Raw genomic sequence first — 4,759 nt, forward strand, 5'->3', positions numbered from 1 at the left:
TGCTCGACCGGCGGGCCTCGGCGGTCCTGGAACGGGACGGGACGGCATACCGCGCCACCGAGGCGCCGGCGTCCTCCGTCGCCGGCCAACTGGCCACCGGGGAGGCCGAGTTCATGAACCTCCGCAGCCTGCCGCTGTCCTCCTGGTCGTACGACCTCACTGCCTTCCGCCGCTCCGGCGACCGGGCCACGGCCGAGGCGGCCCTCCGTTACCGGATACGCGGCTACGACAAGGCGCCCGTGACCGCCGCACGGACCCTGACCCTCCTCCGGGACGACGACGGGGGGTGGCGCGTCGCCGCAGACGAGCCCTCGCGGGAGGGCACCGAACAGCTGTGGGAGCAGGGGCGGATACGCGCCGTGCGCGGGGAGCGGAGCCTTGTGCTGGGGGTCGGGTGGCCGGCGGAGGCCCTGCGGGAGTACGCGGGGCTGGCGGACCGGGCCGTGCCCGCCGTGACCGAGGCGTGGGGCGAGGACTGGGCGCGGCGGGTCGTGGTCGTGGTGCCGGAGTCGCTGGAGGAGATGGCGGGGCTGCTGGGGGCGCCCGCGTCCGGGTACCGGGGGATCGCGGCGGTCACCACCGGCGAGGCGGGGGGGACGGCGAAGACCCCGGCGGACCGGATCGTGGTCAACCCCGACGCGTACGCCGTCCTCGGCGACCTCGGCAAGCAGGTCGTCCTCACCCACGAGACGACCCACGTCGCCACCCGCGCCCACACCGACGCCGCCACCCCCCTCTGGCTCTCCGAGGGCTACGCCGACTGGGTCGGCTACCGGGGGACGGGTCGCACGCCACCCGAGGTGGCCCCCGAGCTCCAGCGGGAGGTGGCGCAGGGGCGGCTCCCGGCCTCGCTCCCCGCCGACCCCGACTTCGGTTTCTCCGACGACTCCGGCAGGCTCGCCCAGGCCTACGAGGGAGGATGGCTGGCCTGCCGCCTGATCGCCGGCCACTGGGGCGAGGCCCGCCTCGACGAGTTCTACCGCGCCGTCGGCGAACACGGGAGGCGCGAGGGGGCGGTGGAGGGGGCCTTGAAGGAGGTGCTGGGCACGACGGTCGACGAGTTCACCGAGCGGTGGCGGGAGTACGTGCGCGGTCAGCTCGGCTGACCGGGATCCAGCTGGGCGATCGCCTCCCCGAGCCACGCCCGCTCGGCCTTCCCGGTCGCCCGCGCCACCCGCAGCATGCCCTGCCGGAACAGGTCGCCGGCCTCCTCGGCGCGCACGGGTTCGCCGTCCTCGTAGAAGAAGCTCGCCGGAGTCGTGAGGAAGTCCAGACGGCGGCGCAGCACGGCGGCCTGTTCCACGGGGGCGGGCAGATGCCGCAGGAACGCGAGGAGCGTGTTGAAGCGCACCTGGTCGGTGATCTCCGCCTGTTTGGGGTGGCGAAGCCGGTCGAGCAGGTCCGCGCGGCCCCTCTCGGTCAGCGACAGCATCCGTCGGGGGGCGGCGCCGCTGCCCGGTTCCGTGTGCTGGTCGAGCTTCCCGGCCGTCACGAGGCGGGCGATCGCCGGGTAGAGGGCCCCGTCGCTGACCGGACGGACATGGCCGCTGAGGGCCTTGATGCGCTCCTTCAGCTCATAGCCGTGCAGGGGTTCTTCCGCGAGGAAGCCCAGGATCGACAGCTCCAGCACCGCTTCGAACCTCCTTGCGTGGGTGATGCCGACGATGGTACCTCTTATCGAGATACCTCGAAACGAGGTATGCAGGATGACAAGGGAGATCGGTCAGTGGTGAACGCCCATCGGAGACAGCTCGTCTCGCTCGCGCATCCCGTCTACTTCTCCCTTCTCGCCTCCGTCGCCGCAGGGATCATCAACACCGTCTGGGTGTCCGGGCTCGGCGGCCCGGCCGTGGCCGCCGTGGCCGTCGCGACCAACACCGAGAACGTGCTGCTCGGGGTCGCCCTCGTCTTCGCCTCCGGCACCACCGTGCTCGTGGCCCACGCGCGGGGCGCGCGGGATCCGGGAGCGGTGCGGGCGGCCGTGCGTGGGGGATGGGCCCTGTTCGCCGTGGTGGCCCCAGTGGTCGCGGTGGGAGGGTATGCGGTGCGCGAGCCGCTGGCGCGAGCGGTGCTGGGTGGTGACGAGGGGGTGTCCCTGGCCGTCGGCTACTTCGCGATCTCCCTGCCGGGCATCGCCGTCTTCTTCGCGCAGACCCTCGTCGACGGCATCCTGAAGGGCACGGGCGACACCCGCACGCCCCTGCGGCTCGCCCTGCTCGCGAACGGGCTGATCCTGGTCTGCGACCCGTTCCTGATCCACCGGTACGGCGTCGAGGGCGCCGCCGCGGCGACCGTGCTGTGCCGCTGTGTCGCCCTCGCGGCCGGACTGCTCGCCCTGCGCCGGAACGCGTTCCTGAGGGCGGTGGCGTCCGAGCGACCCGCCGAGCCCCTGCCGGCCGCCCTGCGCCGGACGCTCGCCACCGGCCTGCCCATGTCCGCCGACTTCACCGTCCGGCAGGCCGGCGCGCTCGGGCTGGTCGCGATCGTGGCCCGGCTCGGGGTCTCGGCCGTGGCCGCGTACGCCATCGCCTACAAGGTCCTGTACGTCGCCACGATGGCCTTCTACGCCGTGCGGCAGGCCGCGGTCATCCACACCGCGCACGCGCGCGGCGAGGGACGGGACGAGCGGCGGGCCGTCGGTCGGCAGGCGCTCGTGGTCTCGGGGGCGGTGGGCCTCGCGGCGGCTGGGCTGTCGGCCGTGTTCGGGCCGATGGTGATGCGGGCCTTCGGGGCCGGGCCCGCCGTCGCCGCGGAGGGCGCGCTCTTCCTGCGCTGCGTCGGGCCGTATCTGGTGCTGACGGCGTGCTGCATCGCGCTCGGCGGGGTCTTCGAGGGCAGCGGGGGAGCGCCGATGCTGCTGCGGGTGACGCTGCTCGGTACGGCGGTCCAACTGCCGCTCGCCCACGCTCTGTCGGGGCTCGGGCTGCCCGGGATCTGCCTGGCGCTTGCGGTGTCCATGGGGGTGCAGTGCGCGGTGCTCGTGCCGTCGCTGCCGCGCGGGCCGGCTCAGGAACCCAGTGGTTCCTTGGCGCGGTCCGGCTGATGCGGCAGGGGCTCCGGGGTGGGCCGGGGGACCGTGTCGTGCCACAGTCCGAACGCGGCGAGCAGGGCCGCGAGGACGAGGAGGCCGTTGCGGACGAAGAGGAGGGTGACGCCCAGCCAGTCGCTGGCGACGACGTGGGCGAACCAGACGGGGAACTCCAGGACGGTCACGAAGGACGCGATGAGGACCATTGCCGCCGGCGGGCCCATGCGGCTCGCCCGGAAGCAGAGGCACACCGCGGCGAGGCCCACCAGCCACACCATGTACTGCGGGCTGATCACCCGGCTCGTGGCCGTGAACATCAGCACCGCCACGAACGCCGCGTCCGCGAGGGTGTGGGGCGCGAACCGCCGGGCCCGTACCCGCCACAGCAGCAGCCAGGCGAACGCCATCCCGCTGAGCAGCAGGGCCACGTCGCTGACGGTGTCGACGTGGTCGCCGAGGAACTCCACCGAGCCGTAGTTGAGCAGCACCTCGCCGTCCCAGCCGAACTGCCGGGCCACATGGAAGACGAGGGCGCCCAGCGACTCCACCTCCGTGCCGCGGTCCCGCTGGAACGTCAGGAAGGCGAAGGCGCCGGGCATGGAGACGGTGAAGAGGCCGGCCACCGCGAGGCCGGTGCCCGCCGCCCACGCCCAGGCGGCGCGCTTGCGGGCGCCCAGGAGCAGCAGTACCGGCCAGACCTTCAGCAGGGCCGCGAAGGCCGTCAGCGCCCCCATCGCGCGGGGATGTCGGCTGCCGGCGAGGAGGGCGGCGACCGCCACCGCCGTCACCATCACGTCGTAGCGGGCGTACCCGGTCGGGCCGAGCAGCGGCAGGCCCACCACCCACACCCGGGCACCGCGCCATGTCCTCCCGGGGCGCCCGCCCGCGTACAGGAGCAGCGCGAGCACGACCAGGTCGGCGAGGAAGGCGAGGACGAAGAACGCGGACGCGTAGTCCAGGAAGGGCAGCAGCGCGGGGGAGAGGATCGCGAGGGCGGCGGCGGGCGGGTACTGCCAGGTGACGTCGTTCAGGGGATACGTTCCTGTGCGCAGGGTCTCGTACCAGCCCTGGTAGATCACCGAGACGTCGCTGGTGACGTCGGGGCCGGGGAACACGTACACCTTGAAGACGATCAGCAGCAGGAGCAGCCGGGTCGCGCCCCAGAGTGTCACAAGCCCCAACGGGAGCCGTCGAGAGCCCGTCATCTGCGTCTGAGCCACGTGAGTCCCTGTCCGTCCCTGTGCGCAAGTGCCTGTCGTGTCCGGCCGCGCCGAACTTCGCGCGTGTGAGGGACATGATCCCCCGTCGGCCTGTGAAGCGGTCGTGAAGCATGGCCGGGCCCGGTGCGGATGTGCCCGGGGGCGGGGGCCGACGCCGGTTCGGTAGGGTCGGCGGCGATGCACAAGACCCTGATCGTGACCAACGACTTCCCGCCCCGGCCCGGTGGTATCCAGGCGTTTCTGCACAACATGGCGCTGCGGCTGGATCCCGAGCGGATCGTCGTCTACGCCTCGACGTGGAAGCGGAGCCGGGAGGGCGCCCGGGCGACGGCCGCCTTCGACGCCGAGCAGCCCTTCACCGTCGTACGCGACCGGACGACCATGCTGCTGCCGACGCCCGCCGTCACCCGCCGCGCGGTCTCGCTGCTGCGGGAGCACGGCTGTACGTCGGTGTGGTTCGGCGCGGCGGCCCCGCTCGGTCTGATGGCTCCCGCGCTGCGCCGGGCGGGCG

4 protein-coding genes and 1 pseudogene are annotated in these 4,759 nt (G+C 73.4%); 3 read left to right on the forward strand and 2 right to left on the reverse strand.

Annotation, left to right across the window (positions count from 1 at the left end; genetic code table 11):
- Positions 1-1,106, forward strand: a 1,106-nt coding sequence (locus tag AWZ10_RS44925; RefSeq protein WP_060894104.1) for a hypothetical protein, incomplete at its 5' end; no start/stop codon positions are given.
- Here the strand turns inward: AWZ10_RS44925 and AWZ10_RS44930 are convergent.
- A complete protein-coding gene (locus AWZ10_RS44930) occupies positions 1,094-1,630 on the reverse strand; it encodes a PadR family transcriptional regulator (RefSeq protein WP_046703878.1) in 537 nt (178 codons plus the stop codon). The two genes, AWZ10_RS44925 and AWZ10_RS44930, sit on opposite strands and share 13 nt — an antisense overlap.
- A gap of 99 nt (positions 1,631-1,729) precedes the next feature.
- On the opposite strand from AWZ10_RS44930, the gene AWZ10_RS44935 reads away from it, so the two are divergent.
- Entirely contained in the window at positions 1,730-3,043 is a 1,314-nt protein-coding gene (locus AWZ10_RS44935) for an MATE family efflux transporter (RefSeq protein ID WP_046703885.1), read from the forward strand.
- Here AWZ10_RS44935 and AWZ10_RS44940 read toward each other — a convergent pair.
- The gene (locus AWZ10_RS44940; RefSeq protein WP_208618670.1) at positions 3,007-4,233 is read right to left on the reverse strand and encodes a glycosyltransferase 87 family protein; all 1,227 of its coding nucleotides are present in this window, start codon (positions 4,231-4,233) and stop codon (positions 3,007-3,009) included. The two genes, AWZ10_RS44935 and AWZ10_RS44940, sit on opposite strands and share 37 nt — an antisense overlap.
- Positions 4,234-4,425: 192 nt before the next feature.
- Here AWZ10_RS44940 and AWZ10_RS44945 point away from each other — a divergent pair.
- Positions 4,426-4,759 (forward strand): annotated as a pseudogene (locus AWZ10_RS44945) (alpha-(1-2)-phosphatidylinositol mannosyltransferase); the annotation flags it as partial.

The organism is Streptomyces europaeiscabiei, assembly GCF_001550375.1.
Taxonomy (GTDB): domain Bacteria; phylum Actinomycetota; class Actinomycetes; order Streptomycetales; family Streptomycetaceae; genus Streptomyces; species Streptomyces europaeiscabiei.

Coding starts and splice junctions, on each gene's coding strand:
- AWZ10_RS44940 (WP_208618670.1), bottom strand. CDS start 4,233: ATGACGGGCTCTCGACGGCTCCCGTTGGGGCTTGTGACACTCTGGGGC.